The 20863-nt window shown below is 72.6% G+C and carries 11 protein-coding genes; 6 read left to right on the top strand and 5 right to left on the bottom strand.

Annotated features, from left to right (window positions below; genetic code table 11):
* Positions 1-36: 36 nt before the first annotated feature.
* On the bottom strand, positions 37-1575 hold the full coding sequence (locus ABEB28_RS38885) for a sugar transferase (RefSeq protein WP_345733314.1): 1539 nt from the start codon (positions 1573-1575) through the stop codon (positions 37-39).
* A 372-nt stretch (positions 1576-1947) separates the two neighbouring features.
* Here ABEB28_RS38885 and ABEB28_RS38880 point away from each other — a divergent pair, with 372 nt between their 5' ends.
* Positions 1948-3105, top strand: coding sequence for a hypothetical protein (locus ABEB28_RS38880; protein WP_345733313.1), 1158 nt, complete (start codon positions 1948-1950; stop codon positions 3103-3105).
* The gene (locus ABEB28_RS38875) at positions 3102-3671 is read left to right on the top strand and encodes a YveK family protein (RefSeq protein WP_345733312.1); all 570 of its coding nucleotides are present in this window, start codon (positions 3102-3104) and stop codon (positions 3669-3671) included. The genes ABEB28_RS38880 and ABEB28_RS38875 overlap by 4 nt, the downstream gene beginning before the upstream one ends.
* 42 nt (positions 3672-3713) lie before the next feature.
* Here the strand turns inward: ABEB28_RS38875 and ABEB28_RS38870 are convergent, their stop codons facing one another.
* The 3 genes from ABEB28_RS38870 to ABEB28_RS38860 all read right to left on the bottom strand — a co-directional run bounded on the left by ABEB28_RS38870 (position 3714) and on the right by ABEB28_RS38860 (position 9547).
* Positions 3714-4625: an aldo/keto reductase gene (locus ABEB28_RS38870; protein WP_345733311.1), complete on the bottom strand. Its 912-nt coding sequence runs from the start codon at positions 4623-4625 to the stop codon at positions 3714-3716.
* A gap of 274 nt (positions 4626-4899) precedes the next feature.
* Positions 4900-7713: a phosphoenolpyruvate carboxylase gene (gene ppc, locus ABEB28_RS38865; protein ID WP_376981158.1), complete on the bottom strand. Its 2814-nt coding sequence runs from the start codon at positions 7711-7713 to the stop codon at positions 4900-4902.
* Positions 7714-7816: 103 nt separating this feature from the next.
* Positions 7817-9547: an ABC-2 transporter permease gene (locus tag ABEB28_RS38860; RefSeq protein WP_345733310.1), complete on the bottom strand. Its 1731-nt coding sequence runs from the start codon at positions 9545-9547 to the stop codon at positions 7817-7819.
* Positions 9548-9964: 417 nt separating this feature from the next.
* Here ABEB28_RS38860 and mfd point away from each other — a divergent pair, with 417 nt between their 5' ends.
* From mfd to ABEB28_RS38840, 4 genes are all read left to right on the top strand, one after another.
* A complete protein-coding gene (gene mfd, locus ABEB28_RS38855) occupies positions 9965-13597 on the top strand; it encodes a transcription-repair coupling factor (protein ID WP_345733309.1) in 3633 nt (1210 codons plus the stop codon).
* A gap of 249 nt (positions 13598-13846) precedes the next feature.
* On the top strand, positions 13847-15589 hold the full coding sequence (locus tag ABEB28_RS38850) for a hypothetical protein (protein WP_376981160.1): 1743 nt from the start codon (positions 13847-13849) through the stop codon (positions 15587-15589).
* A 28-nt stretch (positions 15590-15617) separates the two neighbouring features.
* The gene (locus ABEB28_RS38845) at positions 15618-16061 is read left to right on the top strand and encodes a hypothetical protein (protein WP_345733308.1); all 444 of its coding nucleotides are present in this window, start codon (positions 15618-15620) and stop codon (positions 16059-16061) included.
* A complete protein-coding gene (locus ABEB28_RS38840; protein WP_345733307.1) occupies positions 16058-17947 on the top strand; it encodes an FHA domain-containing protein in 1890 nt (629 codons plus the stop codon). The genes ABEB28_RS38845 and ABEB28_RS38840 overlap by 4 nt, the downstream gene beginning before the upstream one ends.
* Positions 17948-18644: 697 nt before the next feature.
* Here ABEB28_RS38840 and ABEB28_RS38835 read toward each other — a convergent pair.
* Positions 18645-20759, bottom strand: a complete 2115-nt coding sequence (locus tag ABEB28_RS38835) for a hypothetical protein (RefSeq protein ID WP_345733306.1) — start codon at positions 20757-20759, stop codon at positions 18645-18647.
* Positions 20760-20863 lie beyond the last annotated feature (104 nt).

The following is a 20863-nucleotide window of genomic DNA, read 5'->3' as shown; positions in this document are numbered from 1 at the left end:
TCGGTGTCGCCGAGGACCTGACTTCCGAGTGAAGGTTCAGTACGCGCCGTCGCGGGAGAGCACCGCCGGCAGGGTCCTGGCGACGATGTCGAGGTCCATCGCCAGCGACCGGTTCTCGACGTACCGCAGGTCGAGGCGGACCGCTTCCTCCCAGGGCAGGTTCGACCGGCCGCTGACCTGCCAGAGCCCGGTCATCCCCGGCTTGACCAGCGTGCGCCGCCGGTAGTCGGGCCGCATCTGCTCCGGTGGGGTCGCGGTCGGCCGCGGCCCGACCAGCGCCATCTCGCCGCGCACCACGTTCACCAGCTGGGGCAGCTCGTCGAGCGACAGTGCGCGCAGCAGTGTGCCGATCGGCGTGATCCGTGGATCGTCCCGGACCTTGAACAGCGTCCCGGCGGTGTACTGGTTCGCGCCGGACAGCGCGTCCTTCAGCGCCTCGGCGTCCGCGACCATCGTGCGGAACTTGAGCAGCCGGAATCGTCGGCCGCCCTGACCGGTGCGGAGCTGGGTGAAGAACACCGGCCCGGGGCTGGTCAGCTTCACCACGGTCGCGACGCCGAGCAGCACCGGCGACAGCAACACCAGCGCTGCGGCGGCGATCACCCGGTCGACGAGATCGCGCAGCGCCAACCGGGCACCGTCGTACCGGGGCGGCGCGACCTCGACCAGCGTCGCGTCCCCGTAGGCGCGGACCGTCACCCGCTCCGGGCTGACCGGCCACAACGGGGTGACGGCGACGCCGACCGCGTGCTCCTCCAGCCGCCAGGACAGCGCGCGGAGCGCGTCCGGGTCGCACTCGCCGGTCACGACGACCGTGTCGGCGCCGGTCCGCCGCACGGTGTCCACGACGGCGTCGAGTGCCCGGGCGGGGTCGTCGCCGTTCCGCGCGGTCGCGTCCACCACGAGCAGGCCCCGCCCGCCACGCGCGCCGGTCACGGTCAGGGCGGACAGGTCCGCCGTCCGTTCGCTCGAGCCCGGAACGTCGTCCCACTCGGCGTGGCCGAGGTCGGTGACGCACGCCGCCGCGATCGGCGGCGCGGAGCCGTCCCGCCCGGCCGTGGCGTAGTAGCGCCGCACCGCGTCCTGCGGCCCGTAGAGCACCACCGGCGCCGCCGCCAGCGCGCCGCCGCTGCGGGTCAGCTGCGTCAACGCGGTGCGCGCCAGGCCGACCGCGAGCGCGGTGACCGGAACGGCTACCAGCGTCAACGCTTGCGCACCGGTTACCGGCAGAATCGCGGTCGTAACGCCCACCACCGCCCACAGCGTCACGGTCGTCAGCAGGATCGCGCGCGCGTCGCACAGCCGGATCTTCAGCCGTCGCCGGTGGTAGGCGCCGACCGCCCAGGCCGTGAGCGTCCAGCCGGCCGGCACCGCGAGCGCCTCCTGGAGCGGGAGCGCGTCGACGAGCCCACCGAGCACGGTCGCCGTGGCGACTGCGGCTACCGCGTCACACGCGGCGACCGCGGCGCGCCGCAGAGCGTCCTGCCGGTCGGCCGGAACGGCCGGCGCCACCGCTTGGACCGCTTCGGGGATTCTGGGTAGTACGAGGGTGTCGGTGACCTGTTCGGCGGTCATCTCTTGACTCCCGGTCGCTGCTGGTCATCGGCACAGCTAGTACTCCGGACGCCCCGGTCGATCATCCGTCCCCCTCGTGTCCGGCGAGGGAACCAGGAAGGGCGTCGCCCCGCCGCCCGCCGCCGTCGTGCAGCAAAGTTCGCAATTAGGCACGAACTAGTACTTCCTGGACAGTCAAACGCATAACTGGACTTTTAGGTACGGGGCAACACTAAACGGCTGAAGACGGTAACCTCGGTGCGCACAGAGATTGCCGGGCGTGCCCGGCCCGCAGCCGACGCGATCCGCGCCGGCCGGTCGTGTCCGGCCGGTGGTGGCCGATTCGCTCGCTTCCGGGCGCGCGCCCGGAAGCGACGAGCGCGGAGGACACGGATGGGTTTGCTGGTGACGCGCCGTGCCGCGGCGGCCGTCGCGACGCTCGCGCTCGTCGGAGCCGCCGCCGGGTACGCCCGCGCGGACGACAGCGGTCCACGGACGACGTACGGCACGCCGACGACCCGCTGCACCGTCACCGATCCCCGTCTCGACCAGATCAGCGGGATGGCGGCCAGCCGCGGAGCGTTGTACGTCGTCAACGACACCGCACCGGTCACGGTCTGGCAGCTGGACAGCCGTTGCCGCGCCGTGCGGCAGACGATCCTCACGCTTCCGGCCGCTCACGACCCGCGGGCCACGCTGCGGGCGAGCGGTGAGAAGTCGGTGGACCTGGAGGACCTCGGCCTGGCCGCGGACGGTGCGCTGTGGCTCGCCGACACCGGTGGGAACACGAGCCAACGACGCGCGGTGTCGCTGTACCGCTGGGTACCGGGCCGGACGCTCGACTCCGCCCGCGCTGGTCAGCCGGTCACCAGGGACAACCCGATCCCGGCGGTCAACGCGGTGAGCCGGTACGACCTGCGCTATCCGGACGGTGCGCAGGACGTCGAAGCGCTGCTGGTGACGCTCACCGGCCAGATCGTGCTGGTCAGCAAGGACCGGACCGGGGTCGCCGCGATCTACGAAGCCGACCTGCCGCTGGACCCGGTGACCACCCTGCGTCGGGTGGGGACGCTGGACCTGCGTCCCTGGTTGCCCGGGCGTAGCGGCGGCGCGCTGGCGGTGACCGGCGGAGCGGTCGCGCCGGACGGCGTCCGCTTCGTGCTCCGGACGCCCGGCGCGGCCCTGGAGTGGGATGCTCCGGACGGCGACGTCGCCCGTGCGCTGCGGACCGGCGTGCCCCGGCGGGTGTCGCTCGGGCGTGCGCCCCAGGGCGAGGCCGTCACCTACACCGACGACGGGACCGCGCTGCTGGCGGCGGGGGAGCAGGTGCCGAGCCCGCTCGGCCGGGTGGCGATCGTCCGGACGCCCGGACCGGCGCCGGTGTTCGGCCCGGTGGTCCCGCCTGCGGTCCTGGCTGGTACCGCGGCGAGCGTCCTGCTCGTTGCCGGGCTCGGCCTGCTCGCCTGGCGCCGCCGCACGACGCCCCCTCCGCCGGTGCCCGCCGAGCCGGACGCCGCAGACCGGGAGCTGGAGGAGGCGATCGCACGATGAACCGCGGTTCCCCGCTCGCGCTCGTGGTCGCGCTCGTCCTGTGCCTCGCCGCGACGTCGATCGGCTACGTGCACGCGCAGCCGGACACCTACACCAGCACCGCCGTCCTGAGCCTCTCGCCGCGGGACACCGCCGAGGTCGGCTCGGACGACCTCACGCTCGCGGCCAGCCGGTACGTCGCGTACCTGTCCGCCCCGGCGACGCTCGACACCGTCGCGGCCACGCTGGGCCTCCGCCCGGGCGCCGTCGCCAAGAGCGCTCGTGTGGTCCAGCAACCCGCCACCGTGAGTCTGCGGATCAGCGTCATCGGCCCCGACGCCGACGGCGGCGCCGAGGTCGCGAACGCGCTCGCACGCGCGGGAGTGCGGCAGAGCGTCGACGATCCGCAGGTGATCGCCGACCTGATCGTGCCCGCGGTCGTGCCGGTCGCGCCGAGCGGACCGCCGCGTCGGCTGCTGTACCTGGTGGGCGGCGCGGGAGCGCTCTGCCTGGGTGTGCTCGCGGTGCTCGCGCTCGGCTACCTCCGCCCCAGGCCCCGCACGACGGGTGCCTACGCACCGGCCTGACCGCGTAAGCAGAGGCTGGTGCGTCAGCGGACGCCGCGTGCGTCAGCGGACGGTGGCGACGACCGGGGCGGTCGCGAGGTCGTCGAGGTCCTCCGGGGTCAGTTCGATCCGCGCCGCACCGACGTTCTCCTGCAGGTACCGGCGGTGTTTTGTCCCCGGGATCGGTACGACGTGCTCACCCTGCGCCAGCACCCAGGCCAGAGCGACCTGCGCCGGTGTGGCCCAGTGCCGGCCGGCCACCTCGCGGAGTAGACCCAGCGCGCGGTTCGGCGGTTCGGCGGCGTCTCCGGCCAGGGCTCGGGTCGCGGTCACGGCACCGGTCAGGGAGCCACGTCCGAGCGGTGCGAACGGGACGAACGTGGCGTCGTTCTCGCGGCACCAGTCGAGGACGCCTGCCTCCAGTGGCTCCCGGGTCCACAGCGAGAACTCGGACTGGATCGCGGTGACCGGATGGATCGAGTGAGCCTCGGCGGCCTGCTCCGGCGTCACCTCGCACAGCCCGAGGTGGCGCACCTTTCCCTTCTCGACGAGCGAGGCCATCGCCCCCCAGGTGTCGGCGAGCGGGACGTCCGGGTCCACCTGGTGCAGGTAGTAGAGGTCGACGACGTCGTCGCCGAGCCGGTAGAGGGTCGCGTCGATCGCGGTCTCGATGTGGTCGGGCCGCCCGTCCGGGTGCAGGCCGCCCGGCCCGGGACGCAGGCCCACTTTGCTGGCGAGCGTCACTTCGTGCCGGTGCCGCCGTAACGCGCGCCCGACGAGTTCCTCGTTGTGTCCTCCGCCGTAGCTGTCCGCGGTGTCGAAGAACGTCACACCGTGGTCGAGGGCGGAGTGGATCACCGCGACCGACACGTCGTCGTCCCGGCTCGATTCGGAGTAGGCCCAGCTCAGTCCGGCGCAGCCGAGTCCGACCGCGCTGATCTGTGGCCCTTGGATGCCGAGTCGTCTCGCCTTCATGGCAAGTCCTCCGCCTAGCTGCCGGCCGACGACGCTCACGTGTCGTCAGCATTTCGGACAGGAGGGGGACCGCGCGGTCGACGCTGACCGAACGGCAGCGGACCCCGCAGTACCACGACGATGAGGACGCCGGGCGACGGTGAGTCTGCCGCGCGACATATGCGGGTGAGCCGATAGTACGCGTGCCAACGCGGTTTGCGTCCGCAGTGGGAAGGCTCGACGACGAATCGGGATTCGAGCGCCGCTTGGACCCCGATTCGTTGCAGCTATCCCGTCAGCCGGTGTTGCGCATGCCCGCGGCGACGCCGTTGATCGTGAGCAGCAGCGCTCGCTGCAACTGCGGGTCGTCCTCGTTCGCGCGGTACCGCGCCAGCAGCTCGATCTGCAGGTGGTGCAGGGGCTGCAGGTACGTGTCGCGCACGGCCAGCGTCCGCTGCAACACCGGCTGGGCGTCGAGCAGCGCCGGCTCGCCGGTGATCCGCAGGATCTCGCCCACGCTCCGGTCGTGCTCGGCGACGATCTTGTCGAAGATGTGCCGCAGCCCCGGGTCGACCAGCCGCTCCACGTAGCGGCGAGCGATCGACAGGTCGGTCTTCGCCAGCGTCATCTCGACGTTCGACACGAACGTCCGGAAGAAATGCCAGCGGGTGTACGCGTCGGCCAGCAGGTCGCCGAGCCCGGCCTCGCGGGCGGCGGCGAATCCGGTACCGACCCCGTACCAGCCCGGCACGATCTGCCGGGACTGCGTCCATCCGAACACCCACGGGATCGCCCGCAGCCCGGCCAGCCCCGACCCGGTGTCCGGACGCTTCGCCGGCCGCGACCCGATGTTCAGCGCGCCCAGCAACTCGGCCGGCGTGGACGCCCAGAAGTAGCGGGGCAGATCCGGGTCTCCGATCAGGTCCCGGTAGGCCTTCTGCGCCGGCGCGGCGACCCGGTCCATCAGCTCGGACCAGCGGTCGAGGTCGGCCTGCGGCTGCCGGGGCTCGGTGTGCAGCAGCGTCGCCTGCAGCACGGCGGCGACGGTGAGCTCGAGGTTCTCCCTGGCCAGCGCGGGCACCGCGTACTTGTCCGAGATCACCTCGCCCTGCTCGGTGACCTTGATCGCGCCGTCGAGCGTCCCGTACGGCTGGGCGAGGATCGCCTCGTGCGTCGGGCCGCCGCCGCGTCCGACGGTGCCGCCGCGGCCGTGGAACAGCCGCAGCCGGACGCCGTGCCGCTGGGCGACGTCCCGCAGCGCCCGCTGCGCCCGGTGGATCTCCCATTGGCTGGACGTGATGCCGGCGTCCTTGTTCGAGTCGGAGTAGCCGAGCATGACCTCCTGGACGTCCCCGCGGGCGGCGACGATCGCCCGGTAGGCGGGGATCGACAGCAGCTGGTCGAGGATCTCGCCGGCCGCCTTCAGCTCGGCGACCTGCTCCAGCAGCGGCACGAAGCCGATCCGCGCCAGGCCACCGTTGACGTCGATCAGGCCGGCTTCGCGGGCCAGCACCGCCGCGGCGAGCACGTCGTCGACGCCTTCGGTCATCGAGATGATGTACGACTCGATCACCTCGGGCCCGAACTGGTCGAGGATCTCCCGCACCGCACCGAAGACCCCGAACGTCTTCGCGCCCGCCTCGTCGAGCCGGCTGGAAGCGCCCGCCAGCGGACGCCGTCCGGCCAGCTCACGGGCCAGGTACTCGGTGCGGGCCTCGCGGGTCAGCTCCGCGTAGGGCACGTCGAGCTCGGCGACCCTGTCGACGAACTGCGCGAGCGCCCGATGGTGCGCCCCGGAGTGTTCGCGGATGTCGAGCGTCGCCAGGTGCAGCCCGAACGCCGAGACCGTGCGGATCAGCTTGGTGAGCGTGCCGTTCGCGATCAGCGTCCCGCGGTGCTCGAGCAGCGACCGGCGCATCAGCTCCAGATCTGCGACCACCTCGTGCGAGCCGAGGTAGTCGCGCCCAGGCTGGTGCGGGGTGTTCCGGGCGAGCCGCTGCCGGGTGTTGGAGAGCTTCGTCCGCATGCACCGGATCTTCAGCCGGTACGGCTCGGCCGCGTTGACCCGGCGGTACCGCGGCTCGAGCTCCGGCAGGTTCGCCAGGTCTGCCGCGACGCTGTCCAGCAGCTCCTGCGACACCTCGACGACCTGGTCGGAGACGGACAGCTCCTCGATCAGCGCGGCGAGGCCGGCGTCGGTGTCCCGGATGCCGTACTCGTGCTGCAGCCGCAGGACGTCGCGGGTGACCTGCGCCGAGACGAACGGGTTTCCGTCCCGGTCACCGCCGATCCAGCTGCCGAACGTCAGCGGCGTGCCGGTGGGCGGCATCTCCGCGCCCAGGTCGGCCAGCGTGTCGGCCAGCTCGGTGAGCACCGCGGGCGCGGCGTCGGCGTGCAGGTCGTTGAGGTAGTAGATCGCGTTGCGGGCCTCGTCGGTGGGCTCCGGCTTCTCCAACCGCAGCTCGTCGGTCTGCCAGAGCAGGTCGACTACCTCGGCGAGCTCCCGGTTCGTCCGCCGGGTCACCATGTTTCCGGCGCCGTCGGCCGAGATGCCGGAGAACGCGGCCTCGGTGGCCTCCGCCTCCAGCAGGTCGGCGACCCGGCGCAGCTTGGCCAGCGTGGAGCGGCGCGCCGCCTCGGTCGGGTGCGCGGTGAACACCGGCCGGATCGCCAGGTGCGCGGCGCCCTCGGCGATCTCCTCGGACGACAGACCGCGCGCCTTGATCAGGCGAGCGGCCCCGTCCAGCCAGCCACCCTGGGTCGCCCGGCGGCGCCGCAGCTCGCGGCCGCGGTGCGCCTGCTCGGTGATGTTCGCCAGGTGGAAGTAGGTGGCGAACGCGCGCACCAACCGGATGGCGGTCGGGATGTCGATGCCGGACAGCGCGTCGGCGGCGGCCGCGGCGTCGGTGCGGGCGGCCGCGCGCACCTTCTCCACGAGCTCCAGCAGGTCGGGCCCTTCTTGGCGGACCAGCGTCTCGCCGAGCAGGTTGCCCATCCGCCGGATGTCGGCGCGCAGCTCGCGATCTGCCTGGTTCGCGTCGTCGGACGCGATGCTGTTGACGTTGCCCAGACCCCACAGGTCAGAGGGCACGGCCTCCGTGTCGGGCATGACGGCTCCCCGGGCTCGAGTCGGACTCCAGGGACCTCGATGTCCCGCGTAACCCCAGCTTAGAACCTAGGTAGTTGACGCCGGACCCGCGCCGCCGCATCGATCAAGTAGTGGGACGCCGGAGGTAGCCCCGAACGGTGCTCGACGTCAGGTAGAGCGCCGAGCCGAACCCGCACCAGAGCAGCAGCACCAGGTAAGCGCCGATCACGCCCTGCCCGCCGAAGTAGACGATCGAGCGGGTGGCGTCCGTCGCGGCGCCGGTCAGCATCCAGGTGTGCAGGTCGTGGAACGGTTCGGGCAGCAACCCCGGCGGGAACGGCCCGCCCGAGCCCGGGTTGCCGAGCACCACCAGCAGCAGGAAGGTCAGCCCGGTCCCGACCGCGCCGAACAAGGCCGACAGCGCGGCCGCGGTCACCGAGGCGCCGAACACCACCAGGACGCCCAGCGCCGCGAGTCCGACCGTGTTGCCCTGCCAGATGCCGAGCATCGGCCCCACTATCGCCGCGCCGCCGATGCCCGACAGCACCGAGTAGAGCAGCAGCGCCAGCACGCGGATCCGTCCGCGTCGGGGCTCCGGATACGACCCGGCGATGAACGAGAGCAGCGTGGAGACCAGGTAGCCACCGACCACCCAGCCCACGACCAGGTAGAACGGGGCGATACCCCGGTCGTCGGTGGGCGGCAGCGGATAGTCGTCGTAGACCTCCAGCGGGGCGCCGGTGGCGGTGGAGACCTCGCCGTAGAGCTGGGTCAGGGTGTCGGCGGCCGTACCGCTCGCCGCGGAGGCCAGGTGCAGCTCCAAGCCGTCGCGGCCGGAGACGAAGACCGCGTGGACGTCCTGGTCGCCGAGCGCCTCGAACGCGTCGCCGCGGTCGGTGAAGGTACGGGTTCCGATCGCGTCGCTGTCCCGGTCGATCCGCGCCTGGAACTGCTCCACCGACGGTGACGTCACGATCGCGACCGGCAAGCCGTCGGCGACCGGCGTGTTCCACGCACCCACGTACGACAGGACGAACGCCAGTTGGATCCCGAGCGCGCCGCCCACGAGCAGGCCGGCCCGCAGGTAGGCCCGCCAACCGCCGCCGGTACGCCCCGCCGTCCGCGTCCGCGTCCGCGGCTCGTCGTTCGCCCGCTCGTTCTCCCGGGCGACGCCGGACGCCGGCGCTTCTCGGGCCGGCACCGTACGCAGCCGAGTCGTGGTCGGCTCCGTGGGCCGCGCGGGCTTCCCGGCAGGGCGGACCGTTACAGGCGTCGGCGCGGCCGTGTCTTCGGCCGGTGGGGCCGCCGAAGACGCCGTCGCGGCAGCCGTCGGCTCAACGCCGCCCTGCGGTGGTGCGCCGGGGGCCTCTGCTGGTGCGCGCCGGGCCTCGGCTCGGGTGGCGCGGTTCTCGGCACGTGCGCGGAGGGTCTCCGCTCGTGCGCCGAGGGTCTCCGTGTGCGCGGTCGAGGCGACGGGTGGCGCTGGTGGCGCCTTCGTCGGCGGAGCCGGGGCCTCCGGTGGAGTCTCCGGCGGAGTCGGAGCGGCGTGGCGGCCGGCCCGACCGGGATGCACGGGATGCGTCGGCCGGGCACTCGGCGGCGGCTCCTCGCCGCGCGCACGCAACCACTTCACCCAGCGACCCGCCGCTCGACCGGTCGTCACCAGCGGGGTCGGGCCGTCGGCGGCGTGACCCGCGTCGGTGGGGAGGTCGATCACGTCGACGTCGATGACCGTGGTGTCGTCCAGCGACGGCGTGTCCGGCTCGACCAGCTCGGCGTCCACGACCTCGGGTACGGCCCGTGGGCGGGCGTGCCGCCCACGGTGGTTCCGCGGGCTCGCCGGTGGTAGCGCCATCCCGTCCTCCTGCCTGATGGCGGCTTTGAGTGGGTGGGACGGTAGCGGAACTCGCCAGTCGAAGATGGTGCAAATCCAGGGCTTCATGCAATTCCCCAGGGAGCTGGGGAACATCGGGCGCACTTTCTGCGCTCGGGTCGTCGGAAGTTTGCGAAGGAAGTGCCAAAAATTGATCGCGCGATGCGAACAGTCGCATCACCGGACTCGGTCGGCGAGCCACCGGAGAGCCCCGCGGGCGCGGCGTTCTGTCGGTGTTCCGGCGTAGTCTGGCGAGTGCGTGGCCACCGGCTCCCGTCCGCGCACGCCCCCGCGTGCGCTCGGTTGGGGGCTCTTCGGTGTGCGCACCCGTGCGTTTCGCCGCTGCCGGACCGGCTGTGCCGGGCTCGGCGGCCGGCCTGTGAAGTGGAAGGCATCCGGATGAGCCTCAGTGGTCTGCTCGACGCTGCCCGCACCGACCCGGCCCTGGCCGAGGCCGCGCGGCGCGCCACCGCCGATGTGGCGGGGGAGCTCGACCTCACCGCACCCGAGTCGCTGCGTCCGTTCGTCGTGGCCGCACTGGCCGCCGCCCGCGGCGAGTCGGGCCGTCCGGGCCCGGTCCTCGCCGTCACCGCGACCGGCCGGGAGGCCGACGACCTCGCCGCGGCGCTGACCTGCCTGCTGCCCCCCGATCGGATCGCGGTCTACCCGGCCTGGGAGACGCTGCCGCACGAGAAGCTCTCGCCGCGCGCCGACACGATCGGCCGCCGGCTGGCCGTGCTCCGTCGGCTGGCGCACCCGTCCACCGACGACCCCACGACCGGCCCGCTCGACGTCGTCATCGCGCCGGTACGCAGCGTGCTCCAGCCGCAGTTGGCCGGGCTGGGTGACCTGGAGCCGGTCGGGCTGCAGGCCGGTGACACCGCTCCGCTCGACGACGTCGTCGAGCAATTGGTCGGTATCGCCTACGCCCGGGTCGACCTGGTCGAGAAGCGGGGCGAGTTCGCAGTCCGCGGCGGCATCCTCGACGTGTTCCCGCCGACCGAGGAGCACCCGGTCCGGGTCGAGTTCTGGGGCGACGAGGTCGAGGAGGTCCGCTACTTCGCGGTCGCCGACCAGCGGTCCCTGGAGATCGCCGCGCACGGGCTCTGGGCGCCGCCCTGCCGCGAGCTGCTGCTCACCCCGGAGGTCCGCGAGCGGGCATCCCAGCTCGCGAAGGAGCACCCGGCGCTCGCCGAGATGCTCGACAAGGTCGCCGACGGCATCCCGGTAGAGGGCATGGAGTCGCTGACCCCGGCGCTGCTCGAGGGCTCCGGCGAACTCGAACTGCTGGTCGAGACGCTGCCGGCCGGGACACACGTCCTGCTCTGCGACCCGGAGCGCATCCGGGCGCGCGCCCGCGACCTGGTCGCCACCAGCGCGGAGTTCCTGGCGGCCTCCTGGGCAGCGGCCGCAGGCGGCGGGGAAGCCCCGATCGATCTGGGCGCCGCCGCGTTCCGCAGCCTGGCGGAGGTCCGCTCGGCCGCGACCGGCCGGGGCCTGCCCTGGTGGACGGTGGCCCCGTTCGGAGGTACGGCGGTCGGCTCTCCGTCGTCCGATGAATTGTCGGCGGACGACGCGACCGACGTGCACATCCCCACCATCGACGATCCGGGCGCAGCCCGGGAGTCGTTGACGCTCGGTGCGAAGCCGGTCGACACGTACCGCGGCGACACCACGCGGGCGGTCGAGGAGCTGCGGCGCCGGGTCGGCGACGGCTGGCGGGCCGTGCTGGTCTTCGAGGGGCCTGGGTCCGCGCAGCGAGCCGCCGAGACGCTGCGCGAGGCCGACCTGGGCGCCCAGCTGGTCGCCGACGTCCCGGCCGCCCCGGAGGCACGGTCGGTGCTGGTCACCACCGGCCAGCTCGCCGGCGGGTTCCTGCTCGACAGCGCCGAGCTGATCGTGTTCACCGAGTCCGACCTCACCGGTGCGCGGGCCGGCTCCGGCCGGGAGCGTGGGCGGATGCCGTCCCGGCGGCGGAACGCGGTCGACCCGCTGCAGCTGCAGCCCGGCGACTACGTGGTGCACGAGCAGCACGGCGTCGGCCGCTACGTCGAGATGATCAAGCGGACGATCAACGGCGGCGAGCGTGAGTACCTCGTTCTGGAGTACGCACCGAGCAAGCGTGGCCAGCCCGGCGATCGGCTGTTCGTGCCGACCGACTCGCTGGAGCAGCTCACCCGGTACGTCGGCGGCGAGTCGCCGGCGCTGCACAAGATGGGCGGCGCCGACTGGCAGAAGGCCAAGGGACGGGCGCGCAAGGCGGTCAAGGAGATCGCCGGCGAGCTGATCCGGCTGTACGCGGCCCGCACGAGCACGAAGGGGCATGCGTTCGCGGCCGACACCCCGTGGCAGCGCGAACTGGAGGACGCGTTCCCCTACGTGGAGACGCCCGACCAGCTCGTCGCGATCAACGAGGTCAAGGCCGACATGGAGAAGCCGTACCCGATGGACCGGGTGATCTGCGGCGACGTCGGCTACGGCAAGACCGAGATCGCGGTCCGGGCGGCGTTCAAGGCGGTGCAGGACGGCAAGCAGGTCGCGGTGCTGGTGCCGACCACGATCCTGGCCAAGCAGCACTTCTTGACGTTCTCCGAGCGGATGTCCCAGTTCCCGGTCGTGGTGGCCCAGCTGTCACGGTTCCAGAGTGACGCGGAGGCGTCCGAGACCGTCGCGAAGCTGGCGTCCGGGGAGGTCGACATCGTGGTCGGGACGCACCGGCTGCTGCAGCCCTCGACCCGGTTCAAGGACCTCGGGCTGGTCATCGTCGACGAGGAGCAGCGCTTCGGCGTCGAGCACAAGGAACAGCTCAAGCAGATGCGCACCGCGGTCGACGTGCTGACGATGTCGGCGACCCCGATCCCGCGGACGCTGGAGATGTCGCTGACCGGCATCCGGGAGATGTCGACGATCCTCACACCGCCGGAGGAGCGGCACCCGGTGCTGACGTTCGTCGGCCCGTACGAGGAGAGGCAGATCGGCGCCGCGATCCGCCGCGAGCTGCTCCGCGAGGGGCAGGTGTTCTACCTGCACAACCGGGTCGAGTCGATCGAGCGGGCAGCGGCGCGGCTGCGGAACGCGGTGCCCGAGGCCCGGATCGCGGTGGCGCACGGCCAGATGAACGAGGACGCCCTGGAGCGCGTGATGCTCGGGTTCGACGACAAGGAGTACGACGTCCTCGTCTCGACCACGATCGTCGAGTCCGGTCTGGACATCCCGAACGCGAACACGCTGATCGTCGAGCGGGCCGACGTGCTGGGCCTCTCCCAGCTGCACCAGATCCGGGGCCGGGTGGGACGTGGGCGCGAGCGCGCGTACGCGTACTTCCTCTACCCGCCGGAGCGGCCGCTGACCGAGACCGCGCACGACCGGCTCGCGACGATCGCCCAGAACTCCGACCTCGGCGCCGGTATGGCGGTGGCGATGAAGGACCTGGAGATCCGCGGGTCGGGCAACCTGCTCGGCGGGGAACAGTCCGGTCACATCGCGAACGTCGGGTTCGACCTGTACGTCCGGTTGGTCGGGGAAGCGGTCGCCGAGTACAAGGGCGAGCGCACCGAGATCGAGTCCGAGGTCAAGGTCGATCTGCCGGTCGACGCGCACCTGCCGCACGACTACATCCCGGGCGAGCGCCTGCGGCTGGAGGCTTACCGGAAGCTCGCCGGCATCACCACCGCCGAGGATCTGGCGGCGGTCCGGGAAGAGATCCGCGACCGGTACGGCAACCCGCCGGAGCCGGTGGAGAACCTGTTCGCGGTGGCGGCGTTCCGGGTGAAGGCCAAGGCGGCGCACATCAACGAAGTGTCACTGCAGGGGCGTCAGGTCCGGTTCGCGCCGCTGCGGCTGGCGGAGTCGAAGGTCATGCGGCTGCAGCGGCTCTACCCGGGCGCGATGTACAAGCAAGCGGTCGACGTCGTCCTGGTGCCGCGTCCGGCGACGGCGCGAGTCGGCGGGCAGCCACTGCGCGACACGGCGTTGCTGGATTGGGCCGCCGACTTCCTCGACGCCATGGTCCTAGAGCCCGCCCGCACCTGATAACTGCGGCCCGCCCAGAACAACGCTGACAGCCGCGCGCAAGGCCTTGAGACCACCGCAAGGTCGAGACAGCCTCGCGCTCGACTGCCGGCGCCGCCCTGGGCGGGCTCCAGGTCAGAACGCCACGCCCGACGGGTGAGTCGCATTCGCGTCAGAGCCCGACGCGGGCGAGGCCGGACCCCCTAACCTCACCGACGCGGCGGACGGCGTCCGTCGTGGTTCCTGTGCTGCGAGGAGATGGTGAGGGTTATGAGCAGTCCGTACCCCGGTCAGACGCCGAACCACGCCGGTGGTGTTGGCCCTGGGTATGCGGCGGGCCCTTCCGTCGGAAGTGAGCGTGGGCTCCCGCCGACGTCCGTGTACCCGACCTCACCGCCGAGCCAGCAGCCGTACCCGGCGCAGCAGCCGTCGTACCCCGCCCAGCCGTCGTACCCCGCCCAGGGTGCGCCGCAGCAGCAGAGCTACCCGGTTGCCGGCGGAGGAGCCGGTGACCTCACGCCGGAGATGATCCAGACCGACGTCTGGTCCGACCAGCTCGTGGCCGCCGCCGGCATCCCGATCGTCGACGTCCCGTTCGTCACCATCGGCGGCGGTATCGGATCGTTCGTGACCGTGGACTACCTGCGGATCGCCGGGGTTCCGACGAACAACATCCGGATTCTGTCCAACATCGACAACCCGTGGCAGACGTACGAGTACCTCACCCGGGTCTCGCAGATTCCGCGTCCGGAGCGCATCCGATCGGACTCGGCGTCCCGCCCGGACAACATCTGGGGCTTCCCGTCCTACGCGGTCGAAGAGGCGTGGAAGGACAAGTCGCCGAAGGCTCTGTGGCAGGTGCTGGTCGAGCCGACGTTCGCGGACTTCTACACGCCTCGCGCCGGGATGGTGTTCGAGAACCTGGAGCGCGAGGCCAGGCGGATCCGCTGGTGGGACATGCTCGTCAAAGGCCAGGTGCGGATGGTGCGCCGCCGTCACGGTGGCGGTTACTTCACGATCCTGACGCCGCCCGACGGTGCCTCCCAGACCAAGCGCGTCGCCTACCGCTCCCAGTACGTGCACGTCGGGATCGGCTACCCGGGCCTGAAGTTCCTGCCCGAGTTGCAGGATTTCCGCACCAAGCACCAGGACTTCCACCACGTGGTCAACGCCTACGAGGACCACGAGCACGTCTACACGTTCCTGAGGTCCCGGCCGGGTACCGTGCTCGTCCGGGGCGGCGGCATCGTCGCCTCCCGAGTGCTACAGCGGCTCATGGACGACCGGGAGAAGTTCGGGCTGCAGACGCAGATCGTCCACTTGTTCCGCACCTATGTGCGCGGGCCGCACGGCAAGAATGCCTGGCTGCGACGGCCGGGCAGCAACGGCTTCGCTTACCAGGGCTTCAACTACCCGAAGTCGGTCTGGGGCGGACAGCTCAAGGCGAAGATGCGCAAGCTGGAAGGCGCCGAGCGGGCCCAGGCTTACAAGGACATGGGCGGCACCAACACCCCGTGGCGTCGGCGCTGGCAGGCCCAGATGGATGCCGGTCGGCAGGGCAACTGGTACCACACGCTGGAGGGCACGGCCGAGGCCGTGAGCATCGGGCCGGACGGCCGGACCGTCAGCCGCGTGAAGCTCGGGAACGGGCAGGTCACCGACATCTCGGCCGACTTCATCATCGACTGCACCGGCCTGGAGGCAGACGTCCGGGAGCACCGGCTGTTGGCCGACCTGATGGACCACAGCGGCGTCGGACGCAACCCCGTCGGCCGGCTCGACGTCGAGCGGTCGTTCGAGCTGCGCGGTACCGCCAACGGCGAGGGACGGATGTACGCGTCCGGGTCTCCGACGCTGGGCGGGTACTTCCCGGGCGTCGATACGTTCCTCGGCTTGCAGGTGGCCGCCCAGGAGATCGCCGACGACCTGGCCCGGCGCGGGTTCTGCAAGCGCATCGGCCCTGGCCGGTCGGTGGGTCAGTGGCTCAAGTGGGCCCGGAACCAGCAGATCTGACCCTCACACATAAGGACTGGAGTTAAGAATGCTGCCCACGCTGTGGGGTCGGATCCAGAGCCGGATCGTGTTCACGCTCGTCATCGGCGGCTTGGTGACGCTGTTCGTTACGCCGCTGCTGCCGCTGGGCGTCGGTATCGGCGGTAAGTACCGCATTGCGTACACCGTCTTGGTCACGGTTACGGTGATCGGTGTGCTCTGGGAGCTGCTGTACCACTTCCTCATGCAGTGGCGCTGGGAGAAGGACTGGCCGACGCTGCTCGGCCTGCTGACGTTCCTGAACGAGGGGCTGCTGATCTGGGCGTTGCTGCTCGTCGGCGCCGTCCCGGGTATCGAAGGTCTCACTGGCTTGCAGTCACTCTCGTACTGGATTCTCTTCATCCTGGTCTGGGTGGCAGTCTGGGTATTCGCGAACGGCCCCATGCGGGTGTTCTCGATCCACTGGCGGTTCCGGGGTGGGAGGTTCGTGTGACCACAGGCAACACCGATGAGAAGCCGGACGACCGGGCGCTCGCGCCGGTCGCCGGCTCCGGCCTGCTCGCTCGCTACGGCGACCTGGTCCTGCTCTACGCCGCACCGGAAGGCGACGACGACCGCACCGCCGAGGTGCTGGACGCGATCGCGTCGGCCGCCGGTGGCGATGGGCGACGCCTCGGTCGGCGTCTCGCGAGCCTGTTGATCTCGGCGCAGGATTCCGACTTCCCACCGCTCGCGGCGTTCGGGCCGGTCGGTGACGGGATCGCGGTGATCGTGCACGGCGCGGCCCAGGTCTCCGTCGTGACCGACGACGGCGAGCTGGTGCTCGACGGCCGGGACGCGGTGACGTGGGTCGACCGGATGATCCCGGCGCCGGCGCGGGTGATCCGCGGTGCGCTCGACACCCTGGGCGTCCAGGGCCACGACCCGTGGTCGCGGCTGGACGCCGGTGTGGTGCGCGCGGGCGGGTTCGTCTTCGGCGTGCCGTCGGCGGTGGCGGCTGCTCCGGCTCCGTCCGTGCCCGGCGTTCCGGCGGTCCCGGTGGCCCCGGTGCGGCAGGCATCGCCGGTGCCTGCCCCGTCTGCCCCTTCTGACCCGGTGCCGCCGACGACGGCGATGCCGTCCGCGCCGCCGCCGGTTGATCCGGCGCCGCCCGTTCCGCCCTCGCCGCCCGTGCCGTCGGTTCCGCCGGTGGAGCCACTCGCTCCGGTGACGCCGCTCGCGTCGGTGCCGCCGGTCGACCCGGAGCCGGAAGACCGCGACCCGCTGCAGCGCACCGAGGCCTTCGACCCGCGAGCGGCGGACTCGGCGGTTCGCCCGCTGCCGCCCGCGTCGCTGCTGGACGACCCGCCGCCCCCGCCGTTCTCGTCCGAGCCGTCGTCGGAGCCGGCCGAGTCCGCGCCGTCGCGCGGTGCGGCGTCCGTGCAGCGGGGCTGGGACGTGCCGCCGGCTGGGTACGCGCCCCCGGCGCCCCCGGCCGACGACCCATTGATGCCGTCCTCGGCCCCGCCGGCGCCTCCGGTGCCCCCCGCGCCGCCGGCGTCGTTCGAGTCACCGCCACCGCCGCCGCCACCCCCGGTTCCGTCGTTCGACGACCGGCCAGTGCCCCCGGCCCCGTTCGAGCCGCCGCCCGCGCCGCACGACGGGCCGGTGCACACGCCGACGGGTCCGGCCCCAGTGCTGCCGGAGCAGCCGGTCCCGGATCCGGCCCTGCATCCGGCGTCCGCGCCGCCCGCAGCGCAGGGCGCGGGGGACTTCGACCCGGCGGCACCGTTCGAGGCGGTCCTGCTCATCGGTGACCAGGTGGAGGCCTCGGAGCGGTCGCAGACGTCCGGGCCGCTCCCGCCTGCCGACGTGCAGCCGCCGCCCGGCCCGGTGCCGGCGGACGGTGCCGAGGAAGCCGACGCGCGCCCGATCGTCCTGGGCATCTACTGCAAGAACGACCACTTCAACGACCCGCGGGTGCCGTACTGCGCGGTCTGCGGCATCTCGATGGCGCAGCTCACGCACGTGTCGCGGACCGGTCCGCGGCCACCGCTGGGCCTGCTCGTCCTCGACGACGGCGCGACGTTCCGGCTCGACACCGACTACGTGGTCGGCCGAGAGCCCGAGCGGGACGACGCGGTGCTGCAGGGACGGGCGCGAGCGCTGCGCATCGACGATCCCAAGGGGGTCGTGTCGCGCATCCACGCTCGGATCGAGCTGGACGGCTGGGACGTGAACGTGGTCGACCTGGCGTCCGCGAACGGGACGCACATCGCGCCGCCGAACAGCGAGTCCTGGACGCGGCTCGAAGCACACCGCAAGGTGACGCTCACGCCAGGTACCCGCGTGGTCTTCGGCCGCCGGGGCTTCCGCTACGAGTCCCACCGCAACCCTTAGTGGGCGGCCCGACCAGAACGACGCTGACAGCCGCGGTGGGCGGCCCGCCCAGACCAACGCTGACAGCCGCGCGCAAGGCCTTGAGACCACACAAAGGTCGAGGCGGCCTTGCGCGCGGATGCCAGCGTCGCCCTGGACGGGCTCCAGGTTAGAGCGGCGGCGAGCCGCGGGCGGCGGCGCGGATGTCAGCGTCGCCCTGGGGCGGGCTCCAGGGCCGAGCGCCTAGCCGTCGGGCGGCGGCGCGGATGTCAGCGTCGCCCTGGGGCGGGCTCCAGGGCCGAGCGCCTAGCCGTCGGGCGGCGGCGCGGATGTCAGCGTCGCCCTGGGGCGGGCTCCAGGGCCGAGCGCCTAGCCGTCGGGCGGCGGCGCGGATGTCAGCGTCGCCCTGGGGCGGGCTCCAGGGCCGAGCGCCTAGCCGTCGGGCGGCGGCGCGGATGTCAGCGTCGCCCTGGGGCGGGCTCCAGGGCCGAGCGCCTAGCCGTCGGGCGGCGGCGCGGATGTCAGCGTCGCCCTGGGGCGGGCTCCAGGTCGAGCGGCTCGCCGCGGGGCGGCAGCTCGGCTCGGATGCGCACGCTTTGACGCCAAATCGGTCTCCACGGGCTCCCGTGGAGACCGATTTGGCGTCAAACTGCGCCAGCTGAACGGTGGCGGACCCGGTGTGGTCGGCCAGCGCCAGTCGAACGGTGGCCAGCCGGCGTTAGCGGGGCGGCGGCGGGCCTTGGTGTGGCCAGCTCGGCGGCGGGGGCGTGGGGTGCGGCTGCGAAGCGCCGGGGGGTGGTGTCGCGGGTGCAGGGTGCGGCTGCGAACCGCCGGGGGGTGGTGTCGCGGGTGCAGGGTGCGGCTGCGAAGCGCCGCGTGCCGCTGTCGTCCCGTAGGGCGGCTGCACCGCGTGCGGTAGGGCGATGGGTGGCGGCGCCGCCAGGCTCGGTGCCCCGGCAGTACCCGGCGGCAGCGGCTCGGCCGCGACCCGCGGCAGCGACACGATGTCCGGATTGCACTCGACGGCGGTGATCGACGGCCCCTGCTGACCGGCGGTGACCAGCAACATCGCGTAGTCGGGCAGCCCTTGCAACGTCCGGGGCTCGACCGCGAACTCCGACGCCCGCTGGTACGTCTCGGCGTTGTTCCAGTTCGTGCCCTCGGCATGCCCGGCGGTGGTGCGCCAGGAACGGGAGCTGCTCCCCACCATCCCGGAGAGCGCCTGCCACGGCCGCCGCAGCGACGGCATTCCTCCGCCGCTGGCCCGGGTCTGGGTCTCCGACTCACCGGTGCTGTGCGTCTCCGCGCCACCGAGTTGGTGGGTCAGCTGGGTGAGCACGAACCGCTGCTGTCGTCCGATGAACTCCGCCGCCTCGGTGGCCTCCTGGTGATTGCCGAGCCGCATCACGCCGACCGCCCCGGCGCCCAGCACCTGGAGCGACGTCCCGCGCAGGTGACGGAACAGGTACACCAACCGGACCCCACGCCGCTCGCACACGTCGGACAGGCGCTCCAGGTGCCTGCGGGCGATCTCGTCCGCCCCCACGACGACGATCGTCTGCGGCCCTCCGCCGGTCCGGTCACCCCCGGCGACACCCCTGGTCAGGCGCTGCACGACCAGGTCGCCGAGCACCTCGTCCCGGGCCGTGCTGCCGGTGCTCAGCGTCGCGATGCAGCTGAGCTGGGTCACCGGCCGGGGTTGGGCCGCGCTGCCCAGCGGTGCCAGCGGATGAAGAAGCGACTCCAGCTGCCGCAGCCGCGGCCCGATCTCCCGCCGGTAGTCCGCGCTGAACAGCTCCTCGGTGATCGCCCGCCGCTCTTCGTCGGCGAGTCCGTCGTCGGCACGCGTGGGTTCGCCCAGCAGCGCCCGCAGCGCCGCGAGTACCCGCGCCACCGTCAGACCACCGGGCGCGAGCGCGGCACAGACCGCGCCGAGCACCCGGTCGTCGGCGGCCCGGCCGTACCGGTCGGTACCGCCGGTCTCGCCGTCTCCACCGTGGACGGCCTCGACCAGGACGTCGACGAACTGCCGCTGGTCGAGCCCGGCGAGGACGTCGGCGGTGGGCAGATCGTCCGGGAACAGCTGGACGTCGGCGCTGAAACCGGCCTCGGCGGCGAGCTCGGCGAGTTCCCGGCAGACACCTTCGCCGGTCAGGTCGAGCACGGTGAGCCGACCGCCACTGGCCAGTGTGGACGAGCCGAACACCGTCAGCAGGCCCTCCCACCCCCACAGCGTGCCGCCGACCACGTCGATGCGGCGGGTGTGCGGTGGCGGGATCGCGGGCGCCCACTCCGGCAGTTGCTCGCTGCGCTGCTGTTCGGCGTGGTCGAACTCGGCCTTGCGGCGGTGCCATTCGGCCAGCTCGCGGTCGTAGCGGGCGCGTTGCTCAGCGGCCAGCGCGGTCGGACGCGAGGCGGCGGCGCGAGCGCGCTGGGCACCGAGCCAGACCAGCCCACCGGCGGCGCCGAACACCAGCGCGACGACGATCAGCATCAGCAGGAAGATCCGGCCGCCGCCGTCGCCTCCGGAGGCCAGGGCCAGCCCGCAGACGATGAGGAAACTGACGATCAGCGCCGCCGGAAGCGCGATTGCGATGTTCCGGACGAGGTGCGGGTTTGCGGCGCGGGCCGAGGCCAGAACGTCGGCCGGTACCTCGCCCGGCGTCGGCGGTGGCTGGCCGAACGGACGCCGGAACAGGTTGCGGTCACGGAAGACCCACCCCAGGCGCTCGCCCGGCCGCAGCAAGGCCGCGAGCGGTGCCCGGCCGGGCCGCGCACCGTCGTCCGCAGGAGGTTCCGCCGCACCGGCCGGAGACCCGCTCGATTCCGCCATGCCCCGACGATAGAGCCTCGGTCCGACACCCCGGCTCCATCATCGACCGCGCCCGCGCGCCCGGCCCCGCCGGCCACGCCCCGCACCCAGCCGGTCGCACCCAG

The sequence above is a fragment of the Cryptosporangium minutisporangium genome (assembly GCF_039536245.1).
GTDB classification, from domain to species: Bacteria; Actinomycetota; Actinomycetes; order Mycobacteriales; family Cryptosporangiaceae; genus Cryptosporangium; species Cryptosporangium minutisporangium.
This window is presented reverse-complemented; position numbering and strand designations above follow the sequence as displayed.